Raw genomic sequence first — 16,564 nt, forward strand, 5'->3', positions numbered from 1 at the left:
GTCAGTTCTTTTTTGCCAGCACGTCCTGCAGCATCGCCTGGTCGGGGCTCAGATCGGCCACCCGTTTCTTCAGCCGCAGATTTTCCTCTTCCAGCTGGCGCATGTGCTTCAGCTCTGAGGGTGAAATGCCGCCGTATTTCTTGCGCCACGTACAGAACGTGGCATCGGAAATACCTGGCTTACGGCAGACCTCCGGCACCGGCGTACCCAGCTCAGCCTGCTTCAGGGCAAAGACAATCTGCTCTTCGGTGAATCGTGATTTTTTCATCGGCACAACCTCCGTTCAGGGAAGTATGGATCATGCCGGAATTCTGTTTCTGAATGGCGCAGGATTTCGGGTCAGGGTCACGGTACTGATGTACAACATCGCCGCAGCAGTGCTGAGCCTCAGGTTGATAGTGATAAAAATGCCGTGAACTCATCCAGTAATTCAGTCAGGACGGATTACAATCGCTTGCAGAAAGAACATGAACAGGGTAATAAAAATTTTAACTACTCTAAAAATGCCAAGAAGGACAGACAAAAATGGGACGGTGGTAGTGGTAAAGGACGTGAAGAATTAAATAAGATAAAGGATGATGTACTAAGGCGACTTGATAAGTCATAAGGTGAAGTTACATGAAACGTTCAGATTTAGAAAAGGATGCAGCATTTATATTGACATCAATGAGCGAAAGGGATTATGAGATTCCGTCAAACAAAAAGATTCTAAAGGTTATATTTAGTTGGCTGAAGTATGCTTATGGGCTTCAAGTTATTTTTGTTCTTTTGGCTTACTTTATTTATAGGGAGCCGGGAGGGCTCAATTATCAAATCCAAAAAATTGCCTTCCTTATTTTTCTTTCTGCACCACTTATGTTTGTTTTCACTCTCGTCTTTATTGGGGCAACATACAGTAATGTGTGTATTTCCATGATATTAGGTGATGATATTAAAAACGAATCGATATTGTTGAAAATTTTTATGAGGAAAATTAGATTTTACAGCCGATTATTACTCATTGTTAACTCCTTAATAGGTTGCATCTTACTGTGGGTTGGTGAACCCTTTATCGCTGGATTAGGAATTTCGTGGTTTGTGACTTTTCTCATGAGTATTCTTTTTTTACAGGGCTCCTTATCCCGATATATGACACCTGCGGTGGTGAGTAGTCTGTCAAAAGTAAAAGACCTGCTCTCGGCATCTCCAATATAAGACATATCACCAGATATTTTCCTGTGATCAAATGACCCAGCGTTTAAAAACTTGTTAAGTACTAACCACATCCCGGATGTGGTTATACTCTTTGCTGTCCATTACTCATACCCATATTAATAGAGTGGGTATGGTGGTGATACTTCTGGGCATGGTAAACATCATGCGATTTCTATAAAACGGTGAAGTGTTGTGGTTTACTGAATTTGGCCACCAGAAATATGCTCACCTCAGAACAAAACAGGTGTCCCAATGAAAAGAAGATAATACACAAACCGGTATCAATATAAATACCAGCCCCGTGTGGTATCTTTTTTAATAAAATAAACCTGAAATTCGAAGTGCGTAGCAGGTGCTTGAAGCTCAGCTTGCAAAATCTGTAGCTAATATTCTCTGAGGCGACGGGTGCTTATTCAATCACCCTTATCCCCGGCTTGTCTATAGTTAATAATATCTTCTGATGTTCTCTGGCTTCATAAATTAATCGGTGAAATCATTTTTGTGCTTTTGCGATTAGCCTGTCTCTGGAAAATATAATGATCCTGAATCCTCGTGACTTAACGCAGGGCGGTCAGGTCGCCTTCATGCGTCTGAAAATGTTCCTGCAGATAAATAACCTGATTTCTTATTACGTTATTATGGGACGCTTTTATATGGCATCGCCGTCCTGCTTATGCGAATGAGTATTCAGAATCTGCCCAACGGCATTATTTACTGGTTTATCCTGGTGATGTTGCCTTTTACTGAAAAAATCGTCAGTCAGCCTGTCTATACCATCCGTTATCACGAACATAACCTGCAGTACAGCGCCAGTCAGGTGTTGAGCGACAGTTACACCCTATACTGCGGTTAATTGCTGAAACAGGAACTGGTTATTGCAGAGTGCGCCGCGCTGCTGGTCGTAAGCAGAGCGAGGATGAAATCATTGGTGGCCGCGCCCTTAGCGAGTCACCAAAAGACGTCGCCGGATGATGAAAAAACGCGGAGAAGCATCCGATATTCAACTGTGCTTACCAATAATAAATCTTACATCATTTCAAATGGTGAAACAGTAGCTTTAAAACTGATAACAATAAAGCATGGTATAAGGAAACGATTGCTATCAATACAGTATTGGGACATACAGTACATCACATGCACGATAACCGCTGGGTGCTTGGCTGGATGCGTGTACCGCAATTACAGGCAGAGAGTGAATCCTCTGAACACGCCGATAACCTGGCTGATACAGCCTGAGGATTAACCACATTGCCCCACTGGAGTAAGGAGATATATCACGATGAGTACTGAACTGACACTGAATATCCTGCAGAACATGACACAAGATAGGTTTGAGGAATTTCGCGCTGCCGGTGAGGATATTCGCCGCCAGTTGACCCATGCTGTTATGCGAAAACTGGAATGCCCTGACGGCTGGACAATGAACGGTGAGTACCGCAGTGAGTTCGGCGGCTTCTTTCCGGTGCAGATCCGTTTCACGCCCGCTCATAGCCATTTTTGTCTGGCATTATGCAGTCCGGGTGAGATCAGCCCTGTATGGACCATGGTGTTTATTCCGTCCCATGGGCATCCCTTCTCGGTGATTCGCACCCTGATAACATATTCGCCGGAGGTTATCAGTCATACCCTGAAACTGACCGCCATGCTTAATGCAGAGGGATACAGTTATGACAACATTATCCGTACTTTGTCGATGGAGGGCGCATTATGATCCGTTCATCTCATGTGTTTATCACTCTTAAGCCGTTACCACAATCATCCCGGAGGCCTTCGAACAGGCTCCGTCGTGAGGGCAGTGCAGCTGGCCTGATTTCAAATAGTTGAACTGGAATTTGGTCTTGCCGGAATATTTCAATGCTTCTTAGTACCTGCTTCTGGTACGGTGCGGACAGAAAACATGGTGGTACCCGGGTGATAATTCCGATAGGGTAAAAAACAAAACGGCTCAAACCGAATGGAACAAGAAAATTAGTAATGATGATTTACTCTGTATCTGGCAGGAACACAGGAGGGTAGCGTGGAGACGAGCTCTGTCTGGTGTATCGTGTCGATTTATAGAGCAAAAATCATCCCGACTGTATGACAAGTGTCCCTTCTTCTCAGTACCTGAATTAACAGCTTTTATGCTGTTATATTGATTTAACAGTTTATAAGGTGTATCTGTATAAATACAACCTATATGGTGTTTAAAATCAATTACAGCGGCCTGCTCATTATGAAAAATGTTTATCCGGTTAAGACACTCAATCAATTGCGTCCATTGCTTATTGGTTTTCGCAAAGCAAATGAACTGACGCAAAAAGACGTTTCTAAACGGTTAGGTGTAACCCAGCAGACTTATGCCCGCCTGGAAGCCAATCCTGCCAGTGCGAGTATTGAACGCCTGTTCAAGGTGTTTACCGTGCTGGGGGTGGAAATCAGCCTCTCCCCGATGTCAGGCTCATCAGAAATGATGCAGCCGGGTGAAAACGAATCTTTAATAAATTTACCCGCCAGGCGGGAGAAGTGGTGACGATATGGTCCGGAGACAGCAACGTTTAGCTATATGGATGAACGGCATTCAGGTTGGGTTCTGGGAAAAGAGTAAAGGCGATGATTTGTTACGATATCTTCCTGAATGGATTGCTGACGAACAAGGCCGACCATTATCTCTGTCACTGCCTTTCACCCCAGGGAATCAAGTTTGGCACGGAAACGTGGTGCGTGACTATTTTGATAACTTACTGCCGGACAGTGAAGGGATCCGCAGACGCCTGGCGATGCGCTATCAAACAGACAGTCTCGAACCTTTCGATCTGCTGAAAGAGCTGGGGAAAGACTGCGTGGGGGCGATACAATTACTGAGTGAGGAGGAGGAACCTACTGATTTATATTCTGTAAAATATCGCCCTCTTTCTGAATCAGAAATCGCGTCAACATTGCGAAATACGACGGAAGCGTTATTACCTGGCAGGCATGGCGATACTGATGACTTACGGATATCAATTGCCGGTGCGCAGGAAAAAACAGCTTTACTGTGGCATGATGATCGGTGGTGTATGCCTCAGGGTCATACACCGACGACTCATATTTTCAAGTTACCGCTCGGGATGGTCGGGAATATGAAAGCAGATATGAGTACGTCGGTAGAAAATGAATGGCTCTGTTCGTTGCTTCTCGAACAGTACGGGATCCCTGTGGCAAGAACGCAGATTGCTCAATTTGAAGACCAGAAAACTCTGGTGGTGGAGCGTTTTGACCGCAAATGGTCAGGAGACCGGCGGTGGATCATTCGCTTACCCCAGGAGGATATGTGTCAGGCGCTGGCGGTTTCACCATTACGAAAATACCAGGCCGATGGAGGGCCGGGGATTTCGGACATTATGGGAGTTCTAAGTCATTCAGACCAGCCAGAACAAGACAGAATGCAGTTCTTCAAGGCACAGATCATTTTCTGGCTAATGGCCGCCACAGATGGTCACGCCAAAAATTTCAGTATCGCGATAGGTCCTCACGGGCATTACTACCTTACTCCGCTTTATGATGTTTTGTCAGCATGGCCAATTATTGGAAACGGAAACAATCAGATATCCTGGCAGAAATGCAAACTGGCGATGGCAGTCCGTGGCAGCAGTAACTATTACCAGATTTACAGAATACAAAGACGGCACTGGATCAAACATGGAGAGTTGACCGGGCTGAGTAAGCAGCAGATCGAAACAATGATTGATGAAATTATATCCGGGACGTCAGACGTCATTGAACGCGTTTACTTACAACTTCCAGCCCATTTCCCGCAAGAGCTTGCTGAGAGTATTTTTGATGGAATGAGGCAGCAATGCGGACGACTGAGCGAGAAATAGTGGGCTATCCACTTTCCGGGAGACTAATACTTTGACATCCTCTATGCCCTGAACGGCGGGGCTTGTCGCGCACCGGATCAGCGTTTCCTTATCCATGTTGCTGGAAGATATCAACATGATATGGTGTGAAAAGCATAGTCTGTGGTGCTCTGTGGGTGTCATGTAACGGCTGATGCTGTCCGGAGCCAGCTATGGTGTAGCTGGGTTGCTGATGCTGATCATATGTTACTGGTTCTGGCTCGGAATTGTTCCCGGTATCCTATAGCTGACATCTGGTGGTACTGGACGTTTTGGCGCTGTGACGGGGGTGATATCTTTGGCAGGAAAAGGATGATTTGACAGGGGAAGAGCGCAGCATGACAAAGCAGCAACGACCTATACTCACACTGAAACGTAAGACGGAAGGAGAGGTGCCTGTCGGCAGCCGGAAAACCATCATTAATGTCATCACACAACCAAAATGGAAGGTGAAAAAACAGAAGCTGGGGGAGATGGCTATCCGGGAAGCGGAGCTGGCAGCGAAGAAAGCACGGGCAAAACAGGCGTTGTCCATTTATCTGACCCTGCCCCCCCTGAAAGAAGCCGTGAACACCCTGAGACCCTGGTGGCCGGGATTATTTGATGGGAACACGCCACGGCTTTTTGCCCGTGGTACTTGGGAAGTGTTACTGGAGGATATGGCACAACGTGATATTCCCCTGTCACATAAAAAACTAAGCCGGGTGCTGAAGGCCATTACCCGTTCTGAAAGTTATCTGTGTGCAATGAAAGCCGGTGCCTGCAGGTATGACACGGATGGTTATGTAACGGAGCATATATCACAGGAAGAGGAGATATATGCAATAGCCCGCCTGAAGAAAATCCGTCGCCAGAATCGGATAAAAGCAGAACTTCAGACTGTACTTGATGAGTAGTAAAGAATGCTTCTGTAGTGGTCAACTAAAACTGGCCACCGTTTTAGAGTTTTTCCAGTATCGGTTTTCCGATTCGTTTGGTGATAATCCACCGTTATATTCATGCGGCCTGAGCGAGCTGTAATACCCGACAATATAGTCTGTGATCGCATGAGCGGCTTCGCTAAAGTTTATATAACCAGTCACCGGCATCCACTCATTCTTTAGGCTTCTGAAGAAGCGTTCCATCGGGCTGTTATCCCAACAGTTTCCGCGTCGGCTCATACTTTGCTTGTAAGCGTACAGCGAGGGCCGTCTGGTCATAATCTGATGCATCCGACAAAGTGTTGGGAACCAAAGTGTCAGATATGCAGAAAAATGTGACTCCCGGCAGGCGTAAAGGCTGTCCTAAGTATTCTCCTGAGTTTAAGCAGCAGCTCGTTGCTGCCTCCTGCGAGCCTGGGATATTACCGTCTCATCAATAGACTGTTCGTCATCTTCTTTCGTGAAGAGTTTCGACTGAATTGACGATAGGCATGCCATCCGATTCTTGCTCCTGGCGGTTTGGACGCAATGGTCTTTTTATCCTATTGAGGGAGTTTCAGGAACAATGTCCGCTGCTGAGTTTGTGATGGTTTGAAACCATGATGAATATAGAAGTTTTTGGCTTCTTCCGTAAGCGCGTGAACCATGATTGCATGTACACTAATATTCTCGGCAACCCGATAGCAACGAAGCACTGCGTCATGAAGTAAATCAGCACCAAGCCCTTTTCCACGGAACGATACATCGACGGCTAGTCTGGCAAGTATAATAACAGGAATGGGATCTGGCATGTTACGCCGAAGGCTACCAGTCGCTTCTGTATGGTTGACACTCCCGGTAGCCAGAGAATAAAAGCCGGCTATTTGTTTCGAGTCCTTCTTACAAACCACAAACGTTCGGGCCGCTCCGAGAGCCTGGTTTTTGAGGCCCCTCTGCTTTAACCAGTCATCCAGCACGGCTTTACCGCTAACAAACTCCGCCACCTGATGAAAAGCGGATAACGGTTCTGGTGATGTTACACGTCCCACTGAGGTTTCCTGGCCAGTAGTTTTTCGATCACGGGATCATCCGCAACCGGTGCATCAATCATATCGATGAACTCTGCATATTGCTCATCGTTAAAATTAAAGACGCGGCGGTCAAGGATAACATCCTCGGCAGCCTTACAGGCCATTTCCAGAATGAAATCTGTACGTGATTTGTGAAGGATTTCAGCAGCAGCATCAATGAGTGCTCGCTGGGATTCCTTAGCTCTGAGGTTAAGTTGAACATCTGATTTCATGAAATATCTCCGTATAGCATTTGCTTTACAGTGTAGCGCAATGAGGATGTATAGCAAACGCTATACATCAGGTTATCGTCTTTCATTTTTAGAATGATTATGTCCGCGTCGTGCCAGATATATTGACATCCTCCCCGCCCTAAAATGACGGGACTTGCCACGCTTCTCAGTCAGCTTATTGGCTACCATCCAGCGCTCCAGTTGTCGGACAGATTCCGGGCTTTCTTTTGCGAGGGCATAAGATTCCATCATCACACTTCAGAAGGGCTGGTTCACCATCATCCAGCGTTCCATTGACTCAAGTGACGGAAAACGCTCACTCCAACGCCAGAACATATCTTCAAGGTCGTACTGGCGCAACTCAGTAACCCACGTAGGTGGCCTTCGATGTGTAGGTTTTGGTAAACACCAGGTGGCCGACACGGACGGGCCATTGTTTTTGCCGACGGCTGGTTCGAGTGGAAACAGCAAAACGGAGTGAAACAGCCGTTTTTCATTCACCGTAAGGACGGAAATCCACTACTGTTCGCGGCCATCGGGAAATAACCTTTTGAGAACGGCAACGACCAGGAAGGATTCCTGATCATCACGGCAGCTGCGGATGAGGGACTGCTGGACATTCACGATCTGCGACCGCTCGTGTACTCACCAGATGCCGCACGTAAATGGCTCAGCGAAAACACAACCGGTAAAGAGGCGGAAGAAATTGCCCGTAATGGCAGCCTCCCCGCTGAATACTTCACATGGCACCCCGTCAACCGGGCAGTTGACAACCCGAAGAATCAGGGCCAGGAACTTATTGAACCACTGACGCAGTAGGCGGTGATATACCAGACATCCACTCACAGAGTTATGCACCGTTTCTGTGGATAAACCTGAAAATCTTTTCACCTTGACATCTTTTCAGCCCTAAAGGGCGGGAGAATGTCAAGGAATACAAAGTCGGATGAACGAAAGTTAGATGGTATGAGAGGCTGGATGAAAGAATCCGATATTTGCATTTCTCTGATAACTGTTTAAGAACGTATTTGATAATTTTCAGTCAACAGAATTACTTCGGACATTCCTGACTCAGGCACCGCAATCACAGGGATACAACAGTTCGTATCTCTGTGATTAAAAAAACCGGAGGCGGGAATAACTAAAAGAGTTTCTTCATATTGTTGCGAACAATGCTGGCATCTGAAGCGGGTTCGGTTCTTTTACCCTCACCAGACTGAACAGGTACCGTCTGGTTCTGACGAGGAAGAGGAACCTTATCCCTGAATAGCCCTGCGGTCAGTTGCTGCAATTCAGCTAATGTAGCAGGTGGCTCCGGCATGCTGGCAAGCAGTCGTGGAAAACGGGGATCAAGCTCATGAAGCACGCAGCCAGCAATCATAAGACTACGCAGTAGCGCTAACCTCTGTCGGTCTGAAGCATCATCAAGCAAAGGGATCACTATGCCGGCGCTCTCGTCATTCAACTGCAGCACAAGCCGACGACGTTGTGACAGCCCGGTGTATCTACCCGCAATCCAGGGATATGTCTCTCCCTCGCCTGAAACACAATGGCCTTCGGTTCCTTGCAGCACGGCCAGCAGACCGGAAAACTGGGACGTATTGATAGTACCAGCAGACATGGCAACCAGCATCGACGGCAGCCGAACATCAATCCGGTACAGTACTGCACCGGCCACAGCGGCGGTACGAATAAACTCGCCGCGTAGTGGACGTGACACAGACTCTATTGTGGCCAGAGCACGCATATCCGTATGGTCATCATGATTCAGATAGAGAAAGAAATTTCCGGCAGACACAATTAGTCCTCGTTGTTGAAGAGTGCTATCTCCCGCGCCAGCGCCAGTTGAGGCTCTCTGATGACCTCTATACGGTCAGCAGCAAGTGGCCAGGCGCGGCGAATAGACTCCTCGATCAGCGGTGCACCACCGCCTGTAAGCAGAACACGGTTAACATTTCGATAGCGGGTAAGCTCACTGACCACTCTGGCTCCCAGTGCCCCTATAGCTTCTTCAATTTTGTCAGTTACATATCCAATTCTGGCCGAATCATTAATGATACTGTGAAGAAATGCACGATCTTTTCGTTCACGAATAACCCTGTCGGCAATCAACGGACTGGTTTCACTTTCTGCTGCCCGCAGGGCACCCTGCGCAACCTGCGTGACAAGAGAAACGCCTACAGATGGGTTGCCATGAATGGCACTGATATCTTCAAACTGCCCCACGATCACACCGGCATCGAGCGTCGTTCCTCCGAGGTCAATTATAAGCGTTGTTTCACCGGCGCCTGGTTTAATCTCGGCAAGACGAGAAAACGCAGCTGGCAGCGACTCCGGCATCACGCTGACTTCTTTGACAGTAAATGTTTCACCTTTGTTGAGGGCTATATCGCGCATCAGATTAGCTTTTTTGCGGCTGATATTTGCTTCGTTTTTCTGGCAGTCCTGATCGTAATACTCGCTCAGTGGTAACGTGACTGTGAGTGAAACGTCCTGGGGCTCAAGGCCGCTGTTCAGTAACGCGTGATGAACTGCAAGCAGGTTAAGGTCACTATACTGATATTCCACGTTGGTGGTTGAAACCGCATCCCGACTCACGGCATCCCACGTATATTTCATACCTGCAACCATGTAATTAAAAACTGCGCCGCCGAAATCAACCTTCCAGCCATGTCGGAATGAGTTAGGTGACACGGAGGTCTTCATTACATTGTTTTCAAACCAGGCCAGCTTAACATTGGTAGAACCATCATCACAAAAAATATGAATCATTTTGAGCTTCCTTTAATCACCATAAGGATGATATTAAAATTAAAAAACCTGAAAATGTCAATTTTAAACATCAAATTGAGTCTTTAAAAGAATTCAAATCCTAACAATGAAGAGTTTTGTTTTTTAAAGCATCAAATTGATTACTTATGCACTCAATTGCGACCTGTCGCTTACAAGAGGATTTAACACTTATTATCCGTGCTGAATCACAGAGTCCCTGTCAATTTTTCTCTTTTAAACAGTAATTTGTCTAAGGGAAGAAATATTCGTATTGAAACTCCTGAAAAATGCATAATAACACTGTATATAAATACAGAACCAATAAGGAGGTTATATGCTTCGCGTATATGTCACAGTAAAAATGCCTGAGCCTTTTTCAGCCCCCCTTATTTCTTGAGCGATGCCAGGCAGGTTTTCCGTCTCCGGCAGCGGAATACACTGAGTCCGAACTGGATTTGAACAATTACTGTATTCAGAGGCGTAGTTCCATCTACTTTGTCAGGGCCATCGGCAACTCGATGCTCGACACAGGCCTTCACAGCGGCGATCTGCTGGCCGTGGACAAGGCCGAGCAGCCACAGCATGGCGACATCGTCATAGCCGAAATCCACGGCGAGTTTACGGTAAAAAAATTACTCCTGACGCCCCGGCCTGGACTTCAGGCGATGAACCCCGCTTACCCCACCCTTTGGCCATATCCCGATAATCTACAGATTTTTGGGGTCGTGACGGCTTTTATCCACAAAACCCGGGAACGGGACTGATGTTTGCCCTGGCTGACGTGAACAGCTTCTACGCGAGCTGCGAGAAGGTTTTCCGCCCGGACCTGAGAAACAAACCCGTGGTAGTCCTCAGCAACAACGATGGCTGCGTGATCGCCCGCTCAAAGGAAGCAAAGAAACTGGGCATCAAAATGGGCATCCCCTGGTTCCAGCTAAAGCGATGCAGTTTCCGGATCCTGCCATCACCTTCTCCAGTAACTACGAACTTTATGCCAGTTTGAGCAACCGGGTCATGGCTCATTTGGAAGAACTTGCGCCGCGCGTGGAGCAGTATTTGATTGACGAAATGTTTCTGGATATCCGCGGCATTGATGACTGTACGGATTATGAAATGTTCGGCCGACAACTTCGCCAGCACGTCAGTAACGGAACCGGATTAATGATTGGCGTCGGGATGGGACCGACTAAAACACTGGCCAAGTCTGCGCAGTGGGCTTCAAAATAGTGGCCACAATTTTGGGGGGGGGGGCTGGTCCTTACCACTGGCAACCCTCGGCGGACGGGAAAGTTGCTTTCGCTGCAGCCGATAGAGGAAATCTGGGGCGTTGGCAGACGCATCGGCAAAAAGCTTAATACATTCGGCGTGACAACTGCTCTACAGCTGTCCCGCATGCCCCCTGCTTTTGTGCGCAAGAACTTTACGGTTGTGCTGGAGCGTACCGTACGCGAGCTGAACGGTGAGGCCTGTATCTCTCTTGAAGAGGCTCCGCCAGCGAAGCAGCAGATTGTCTGTAGTCGCTCATTCGGTGAGCGAATCACGACTTACGAAGCGCTGCAGCAGGCCATCTACCAGTACGCCGAACACGCGGCCGAAAAGCTACGGGGAGAGAATCAGTTCTGCCGGCACATCTCGGTTTTTGTCAAAACATCCCCCTTTGCCGTCAATGAGGCGTATTACGGTAATGTTGCCAGTGAAAAGCTTCTCCTCCCTACCCGGGATACGAGAGATATTATTAACGCAGCCGTGAAGGCTCTCAACCGTGGCTGGATCGATGGGCACCGCTACGCCAAAGCTGGCGGATGCTGAACGACTTTACACCCTCAGGAATTTCACAGCTGAATCTGTTTGATGAAATCCAACCTCGTGCACATAGCGAAGAACTGATGAAGATATTGGATGGCATCAACCATTCAGGAAAGGAGAAGATCTGGTTTGCCGGAAGAGGAATAGCACCGGAATGGCAGATGAAACGAGAGATGCTCAGTCCTGCTTATACTGAATCGCCACGGGTAATCCAGACACTTCCGAGCCGTTGATAATACTGGTTTTCATATTCTGTCGGTGACATCTGATCGCCAGAACCATGCCGGCGTTTACTGTTATAAAACATTTCGATGTAATCAAAAATATCGCTGCGGGCTTCTTCCCGCGTTCCGTAGACCTTTTCTTTATCCGTTCGCGCTTCAGGAGCTGGAAAAAGCTTTCTGCAACTGCGTTGTCGTGACAGTTACCGCGACGGCTCATACTCCCTTCCAGACCGTGTGATTTCAGGAACGACTGCCACTCATGGCTTGTGTACTGACTGCCCTGATCCGAGTGAACCAGCACCTGTTTTTGGGGATTATGTCGCCACACTGCCATCAAAAGCGCATTCAGAACAATATCTTTTGTCATCCGGGGTTGCATTGACCAGCCGATAACTTTGCGCGAGAACAGGTCAACAACCACGGCCAGATACAGCCAGCCTTCGTGGGTTCGGATATAAGTTATGTCCGTTACCCAACGTTTATCCGGTGCTTCCGGGTTGAACTGTCGCTGGAGCCTGTTGGGTGTCACGATACTGGCTTCACCTTTACGTGCCCGCAGGCTCCGGTATCCGACCTGAGCCTTTATCCCGGCACGTTTCATCAGTCGCCAGACTCTGTTGACTCCGCACTGTTGCCCGCTATCCCGCAGATCCAAATGGATCTTGCGATAACCATAGACGCAACCGGACTCCAGCCAGAACTGTTTAATCCGTCCTGTCAGTCTCAGGTCTACCTGGTGCTGTGGTGAATACGGCTGCCGAAGCAAGGAGTAAAAGCCACCGGGATGAACATCCAGCACCGCGAACAGGCCAGCAACAGGTGTTGTCACGGATAAAGGCGTACCTCAGTCGGACAGCTTTGCGAGGTACGCCGCGGCTTTTTTTAATATGTCCCGTTCGTCAGTAACCCGCTTCAGCTCCTTCCGGAGTCGGCGGATCTCGGCCTGAGCATCTGACTGCTCTTTGTTGGTGGAAGAATCCGGACCGTACTTCTTTATCCAGGCATAAAGACTGTGGGTGGTGATATCGAGACGTGTTGCAACGCTGGAAACAGAATGGCCACGATCCACAACCTGTTTGACAGCTTCAATTTTAAACTCTTCAGGGTAACGCTTACTGCTCATGCGCACCTCTCTTTAAGCCATCTTAAATGACTCTGAGGTGGCTGTTAAACCTGTGGCGATTCATACAACGCACTGGAACGAAATACCAATGGCTCGTATTGGCTGAGCTAACTTTTAAGGCTCTGTACCTGACGAGCACGGCAGGACGCCGTGCTAAGCTCAGGACATACAATGAGCACTAACCATAATCGGTAACCCGGTACAGCTGGACAAGGTTTATTTGTCCGGCTGTACCGGGTTGGGCAAGCCCGGAGGAACCGGGCGCGGCAGCAGGTCACAGTTTTAAAATCCCAGAGACAACGTCATAACATTCTTATTATCCACATATTCACTGACTATTTTTAAAGATCTTTTTATATATGTTTTTAGATCTTTCTTTTTAGACAGGACCTTACACCAGAGCTGACAAGGCTTTCAGCAAAGTCATTGTGACAAATTACCCTCATACTGTGACAATATGCCCTCAAAGTTCGAGGATTGATGTGACAATTTGCACTCAAGACTGTGACAAATTGCCCTCAACAATTCATTTAAATCACAGACTTATTCATTGCTATTGACTCCATTTCATTAAATGTGACACTCTCAAAATCTGTCACACTCAAACGGAAATGTCTCAATGGAAATCGCCCTGATTAATCAGCCAAAACGTAAGAACAGTCCACGAATTGTTCAGTCGAACGAGCTGACAGAAGCGGCATACAGTTTATCCAGAGATCAGAAACGAATGCTGTATTTATTTGTTGATCAGATTCGTAAAAGTGATGGAGCCCTACAGGAACATGATGGTATATGCGAAATACACGTAGCCCAGTATGCATCGACCTTTGGACTCACCTCAGCTGAAGCGAGTAAGGATATCCGGCAGGCATTGAAGGGGTTTACCGGCAAAGAAGTGGTCTTCTATCGTCCGGAAGAAGACTCCGCCGATGAAAAAGGTTATGAGACCTACCCATGGTTCATTAAACGCGCCCACAGCCCTGCCAGGGGCGTTTACAGTGTGCATATCAACCCATACCTTATTCCATTCTTTATAGGGCTTCAGAACCGCTTTACACAATTCCGTCTCAGCGAAACCAAAGAGATCACAAACCCTTATGCTATGCGCCTGTATGAGTCGTTATGCCAATATCGTAAGCCGGACGGTTCTGGCGTGGTTTCCCTTCGGGTCGATTGGCTTATGGAGCGTTACCAGCTACCGCAGAGTTATCAGCGCATGCCCGACTTTCGCAGGCGTTTTCTCCAGGCTGCAGTTGATGAAATAAATAATCGTACACCAATGCGACTCTCTTATATAGAGAAGAAAAAAGGACGGCAGACTACTCATATTGTTTTTTCTTTCAGAGACATAGCTTCATTATCATAGTCCGTACTTAAGTGCATATTGTCACACTGATGAGGGTGGATTGTCACAGTTTCCAGCTAAAATCGAGGGTTGGTTGTCACAATTTAGGTGTCCGATTTTTCTCCCAACCATGAATGATTAAAGCTGCAAAGATATTTACTCGCAGCGTATGAAGTTGTGGATAGTACAGAAGAGAAACTTAAGGGCAAATTGTCACAGAAGTAATGAGGGCTGATTGTCACAGTTTCGCGGAACTGTTTGTTTTTAAAACTACTCACCTCTAACCAGTAATGACAATTAAGGTTGGGAGAAATGGATGAGAATACTCAAAGTATCAAATCATTCATTTACTAATGAAATAAATATCAAAATTATATCTAAGCAATCATAAAAGGATATTATTTTAATATTAAAAATAGTATCTGGCTAATACCTGCCTTGATTTACTCTGTACCACCAACCTGCGTGCCTTTATTGATAAGTTGTTTCACTGCCATACGTATAAGCGCGGCCCGGGATACTCCTTCCTGCTGAGCAAGTTCGTCTAATGTTTCCAGCACTGAACTATCGAAAGTAACTGTGATTTGCTCACGCTTTCCTTTCTTAACGCCTTTTTTATCAGGCTTGATACCATCTGGAGCCTTATTGATAAAATCGTCAATTTGAGACTGTACTGGCGCTGACTGCGTAACTGATGCTTTAGGTTTAGGTGTAATAGCCATAAAATATCTTTTTAATCTTTATTTAATATTAAAAAAAGTTATTTTAACATCAAAACAAGATGGATAATAGCTTTTCGAGTTCTTCTTTAGCAGGCTTTTCATGTGCCTTAAGTTTCATTTCGAACACAGAGCGGCCACTACCAGCAGCGTTCGCAAAAGCCTTTCGTGAATACAACATATGTTCTAGAACAGGAATCTCCTCCGCATACTCAGACATTGCTGCGACCATGTCTTCATTATCTTTGCTGCGTGCATTTGTATCAGCTCTGTTAAGAATAGAATATGCAGGAAAATTGTCTCTTATACTGCGGGCTTCCTTGACCATATTCACGACATCCTCCATAGCCCAAACTTCAAAGCTACCGGGAACAAAAGGAACCAGAAGATAATCAGTTAATGTAAGAGCAGCTCTCATTGCTGTTGAGTCTCGCCCTCCACATTCGATAATCACATCATCGTAATTATCTTTCTGCTGTAGAACCTGCGTTCGCAGAACTGGACCATCAGGAAAATGTGAACATGCAATACCCGGTTCAATATTTGCTTCTGAACGAATCAAAATTGCAGTTTGGGACGATCCTTGTTTATCGCCATCTACTAACCATACTTTCTTACCCAGAATAGCTCTTGCAGCAGCGATATTGACGGCAAGTGTAGATTTACCAACTCCACCTTTAGTATTTGCTATAGTTAAAATCATTTATAAATACCATTATTTTAATATTAAAGTGAGATTAAAAACAGCAGAGAACTATATCATGCTGCAAGTAATATAATTCTTTTAATCGATGATAACAACATCAAATATGCTTAATTTTAATGTTTTTTTAATATTAAAATAAGTTGCTTTTAATTGCGCATCAATTATTTTGGTTTTAAGAAAGAAGCAACAGATAGCGCTAGACCTAACAGGATATTGAGATAAATTATAAAAACATTGATTAACTAACCTACTCATCCAGTAATCAATGGCTCGGTATCAGTGTTATCTATTACCTTTCAGCAGGGCAACAGCCTCATCGCCGGGCATCTGGAACTGTACCCGGTGTCGCGCAGCCACATCGAGCGCAAACACCTCCGTAGAACTCACCGATTTGTGTCCCATCAGGCTTTGCAGCACCTTCAGCGGAATACCGACATACAGCATGTGCATGGCATAGCTGTGCCGGAAGGTGTGCGGTGTCACCGGCACCGCCAGATACAGCCAGCCCTCATCGGTGCGAAGGTACGTGATGTCGCCTGCCCACTTCTGGTTCGGGCCGCTGGCGTAAAAATCCTGTTTCAGCAGGTTCTCCGATACCGGCAGAGCATGAGCG

The 16,564-nt window shown here is 46.6% G+C and carries 16 protein-coding genes and 7 pseudogenes; 12 read left to right on the forward strand and 11 right to left on the reverse strand.

The window, feature by feature from the left end; all coding sequences use genetic code 11:
* Nucleotides 1-7 precede the first annotated feature (7 nt).
* Nucleotides 8-268, reverse strand: a pseudogene (locus tag ACTU3N_RS01685) (transposase); the annotation flags it as partial.
* A gap of 350 nt (nucleotides 269-618) precedes the next feature.
* Here ACTU3N_RS01685 and ACTU3N_RS01690 point away from each other — a divergent pair.
* The 6 genes and pseudogenes from ACTU3N_RS01690 to ACTU3N_RS01715 all read left to right on the forward strand — a co-directional run bounded on the left by ACTU3N_RS01690 (nucleotide 619) and on the right by ACTU3N_RS01715 (nucleotide 5,950).
* Nucleotides 619-1,194, forward strand: a complete 576-nt coding sequence (locus tag ACTU3N_RS01690) for a hypothetical protein (RefSeq protein ID WP_443084411.1) — start codon at nucleotides 619-621, stop codon at nucleotides 1,192-1,194.
* 649 nt (nucleotides 1,195-1,843) lie between these two features.
* Nucleotides 1,844-2,047 (forward strand): annotated as a pseudogene (locus tag ACTU3N_RS01695) (TraD N-terminal domain-containing protein); the annotation flags it as partial.
* A gap of 426 nt (nucleotides 2,048-2,473) precedes the next feature.
* The gene (psiB, locus tag ACTU3N_RS01700) at nucleotides 2,474-2,905 is read left to right on the forward strand and encodes a conjugation system SOS inhibitor PsiB (RefSeq protein WP_443084412.1); all 432 of its coding nucleotides are present in this window, start codon (nucleotides 2,474-2,476) and stop codon (nucleotides 2,903-2,905) included.
* 504 nt (nucleotides 2,906-3,409) lie between these two features.
* The gene (locus ACTU3N_RS01705; RefSeq protein WP_443084413.1) at nucleotides 3,410-3,706 is read left to right on the forward strand and encodes a helix-turn-helix transcriptional regulator; all 297 of its coding nucleotides are present in this window, start codon (nucleotides 3,410-3,412) and stop codon (nucleotides 3,704-3,706) included.
* Nucleotides 3,707-3,710: 4 nt separating this feature from the next.
* Complete coding sequence (locus ACTU3N_RS01710; protein ID WP_443084414.1) at nucleotides 3,711-5,036, forward strand: type II toxin-antitoxin system HipA family toxin; 1,326 nt, start codon at nucleotides 3,711-3,713, stop codon at nucleotides 5,034-5,036.
* A gap of 356 nt (nucleotides 5,037-5,392) precedes the next feature.
* Entirely contained in the window at nucleotides 5,393-5,950 is a 558-nt protein-coding gene (locus ACTU3N_RS01715) for a fertility inhibition protein FinO (RefSeq protein ID WP_443084415.1), read from the forward strand.
* A gap of 21 nt (nucleotides 5,951-5,971) precedes the next feature.
* On the opposite strand, the pseudogene ACTU3N_RS01720 reads toward ACTU3N_RS01715, so the two are convergent.
* The 3 genes and pseudogenes from ACTU3N_RS01720 to ACTU3N_RS01730 all read right to left on the reverse strand — a co-directional run.
* A pseudogene (locus tag ACTU3N_RS01720) lies at nucleotides 5,972-6,232 on the reverse strand (integrase core domain-containing protein); the annotation flags it as partial.
* A 284-nt stretch (nucleotides 6,233-6,516) separates the two neighbouring features.
* Nucleotides 6,517-7,002 (reverse strand): GNAT family N-acetyltransferase, encoded by a 486-nt coding sequence (locus ACTU3N_RS01725; RefSeq protein ID WP_443084416.1) that lies wholly within the window; start codon nucleotides 7,000-7,002, stop codon nucleotides 6,517-6,519.
* Nucleotides 6,990-7,256, reverse strand: a complete 267-nt coding sequence (locus ACTU3N_RS01730; RefSeq protein ID WP_443084417.1) for a type II toxin-antitoxin system TacA family antitoxin — start codon at nucleotides 7,254-7,256, stop codon at nucleotides 6,990-6,992. The genes ACTU3N_RS01725 and ACTU3N_RS01730 overlap by 13 nt, the downstream gene beginning before the upstream one ends.
* Nucleotides 7,257-7,685: 429 nt before the next feature.
* Here ACTU3N_RS01730 and ACTU3N_RS01735 point away from each other — a divergent pair.
* A pseudogene (locus ACTU3N_RS01735) lies at nucleotides 7,686-8,075 on the forward strand (SOS response-associated peptidase family protein); the annotation flags it as partial.
* A 322-nt stretch (nucleotides 8,076-8,397) separates the two neighbouring features.
* On the opposite strand, the gene ACTU3N_RS01740 reads toward ACTU3N_RS01735, so the two are convergent.
* Together ACTU3N_RS01740 and parM are read right to left on the reverse strand one after the other, a co-directional pair.
* Nucleotides 8,398-9,054 carry a plasmid partitioning/stability family protein gene (locus tag ACTU3N_RS01740; protein ID WP_443084418.1) on the reverse strand — a complete coding sequence of 219 codons (657 nt, stop codon included), beginning with the start codon at nucleotides 9,052-9,054 and terminating at the stop codon, nucleotides 8,398-8,400.
* Nucleotides 9,055-9,056: 2 nt separating this feature from the next.
* Entirely contained in the window at nucleotides 9,057-10,028 is a 972-nt protein-coding gene (gene parM, locus ACTU3N_RS01745) for a plasmid segregation protein ParM domain-containing protein (RefSeq protein ID WP_443084419.1), read from the reverse strand.
* Nucleotides 10,029-10,393: 365 nt separating this feature from the next.
* Here parM and umuD point away from each other — a divergent pair, with 365 nt between their 5' ends.
* The 4 genes and pseudogenes from umuD to ACTU3N_RS01765 all read left to right on the forward strand — a co-directional run bounded on the left by umuD (nucleotide 10,394) and on the right by ACTU3N_RS01765 (nucleotide 12,067).
* The gene (gene umuD, locus ACTU3N_RS01750; RefSeq protein WP_443084424.1) at nucleotides 10,394-10,792 is read left to right on the forward strand and encodes a translesion error-prone DNA polymerase V autoproteolytic subunit; all 399 of its coding nucleotides are present in this window, start codon (nucleotides 10,394-10,396) and stop codon (nucleotides 10,790-10,792) included.
* Nucleotides 10,792-11,255 (forward strand): annotated as a pseudogene (locus ACTU3N_RS01755) (Y-family DNA polymerase). Before umuD ends, ACTU3N_RS01755 begins: the two are co-directional and overlap by 1 nt.
* 63 nt (nucleotides 11,256-11,318) lie before the next feature.
* Nucleotides 11,319-11,837: a DinB/UmuC family translesion DNA polymerase gene (locus tag ACTU3N_RS01760; RefSeq protein ID WP_443084420.1), complete on the forward strand. Its 519-nt coding sequence runs from the start codon at nucleotides 11,319-11,321 to the stop codon at nucleotides 11,835-11,837.
* Nucleotides 11,838-11,914: 77 nt separating this feature from the next.
* Nucleotides 11,915-12,067 carry a DUF4113 domain-containing protein gene (locus ACTU3N_RS01765; protein ID WP_443084425.1) on the forward strand — a complete coding sequence of 51 codons (153 nt, stop codon included), beginning with the start codon at nucleotides 11,915-11,917 and terminating at the stop codon, nucleotides 12,065-12,067.
* Here the strand turns inward: ACTU3N_RS01765 and ACTU3N_RS01770 are convergent.
* Nucleotides 12,022-13,181, reverse strand: a pseudogene (locus ACTU3N_RS01770) (IS3 family transposase). The gene ACTU3N_RS01765 and the pseudogene ACTU3N_RS01770 overlap by 46 nt on opposite strands.
* 619 nt (nucleotides 13,182-13,800) lie before the next feature.
* Between ACTU3N_RS01770 and repE the strand changes: the two are divergent.
* A complete protein-coding gene (gene repE, locus ACTU3N_RS01775) occupies nucleotides 13,801-14,547 on the forward strand; it encodes a replication initiation protein RepE (RefSeq protein WP_443084421.1) in 747 nt (248 codons plus the stop codon).
* A gap of 422 nt (nucleotides 14,548-14,969) precedes the next feature.
* Here repE and ACTU3N_RS01780 read toward each other — a convergent pair whose 3' ends face one another.
* The 4 genes and pseudogenes from ACTU3N_RS01780 to ACTU3N_RS01795 form a co-directional block, all read right to left on the reverse strand.
* A complete protein-coding gene (locus ACTU3N_RS01780) occupies nucleotides 14,970-15,248 on the reverse strand; it encodes a ribbon-helix-helix domain-containing protein (RefSeq protein WP_443084422.1) in 279 nt (92 codons plus the stop codon).
* Nucleotides 15,249-15,297: 49 nt separating this feature from the next.
* Nucleotides 15,298-15,948 carry an AAA family ATPase gene (locus tag ACTU3N_RS01785; protein ID WP_443084423.1) on the reverse strand — a complete coding sequence of 217 codons (651 nt, stop codon included), beginning with the start codon at nucleotides 15,946-15,948 and terminating at the stop codon, nucleotides 15,298-15,300.
* A gap of 285 nt (nucleotides 15,949-16,233) precedes the next feature.
* The gene (locus tag ACTU3N_RS01790) at nucleotides 16,234-16,401 is read right to left on the reverse strand and encodes a hypothetical protein (protein WP_443084426.1); all 168 of its coding nucleotides are present in this window, start codon (nucleotides 16,399-16,401) and stop codon (nucleotides 16,234-16,236) included.
* A 30-nt stretch (nucleotides 16,402-16,431) separates the two neighbouring features.
* Nucleotides 16,432-16,564 (reverse strand): annotated as a pseudogene (locus ACTU3N_RS01795) (IS3 family transposase); the annotation flags it as partial.

It is taken from the genome of Vagococcus sp. WN89Y, from assembly GCF_052220145.1.
GTDB lineage: Bacteria > Pseudomonadota > Gammaproteobacteria > Enterobacterales > Enterobacteriaceae > Kosakonia.